Here is a 669-nt window from a genome sequence, read left to right as displayed (position 1 = left end):
CTCCGGATCAATGGATATTTGCTCCTCCCCGAAGCTTTTCGCAGCTTATCACGTCTTTCATCGGCTCTTAGTGCCAAGGCATCCACCCTGCGCTCTTTTCAGCATAACCAACTTGATTCGGAATGCGGTTTCGAAAGAGGATTCCCTTTCACGGAGCATTCCGTAATCTCACATGCCTAGCGTGACATGTGTTGGTCGATAGTGCAGATCCTTCGATCTGCCGTTGTTCTCAATAATGTGTTCACATTACCTCGGATGTCTTGATATTTCTATTTGTGTTCTTATATGCGGTTTTCAAGGTACACGTCCCGGTCATTCAAAAGATATTTTGTTGACCGGCTGACTGATTTTTATCAGTCATATGAAATCTGAAGTTTTCTTCAAACTTCATATCACTGGTAAAATGACCGCCGGCATTTCTGCCTGGCGTTTACCGTATTGTCAACAGCACTTCCCTGCTGGTCGGGTGGTCATGAAGTCCCCTTTCTTCATGTCCGTATCTATATTAAAATTTATCTCAAAGGCCTCCGCCTGTTTCCAGTCCGGTTCCTTCATTTCTTTTTTGGAGCTGGCGGCCACCTGCTCTCCCACACCGTCTCCAGTGCAGTACCATCGGCCGTCTGGGGCTTAACCATCGTGTTCGGGATGGGTACGGGTGTTTCCCCCAGG

At 47.5% G+C, this 669-nt stretch carries 2 rRNA genes; both read right to left on the bottom strand.

The features are described 5' to 3' along the window. Positions 1-109: ribosomal RNA gene (locus tag H6A32_RS15865) — 23S ribosomal RNA — on the bottom strand; the annotation flags it as partial. A 457-nt stretch (positions 110-566) separates the two neighbouring features. Further along, positions 567-669: ribosomal RNA gene (gene rrf, locus H6A32_RS15860) — 5S ribosomal RNA — on the bottom strand; the annotation flags it as partial.

The organism is Drancourtella massiliensis (assembly GCF_016900655.1).
Classification (GTDB): domain Bacteria; phylum Bacillota; class Clostridia; order Lachnospirales; family Lachnospiraceae; genus Sellimonas; species Sellimonas catena.
This window is presented reverse-complemented; position numbering and strand designations above follow the sequence as displayed.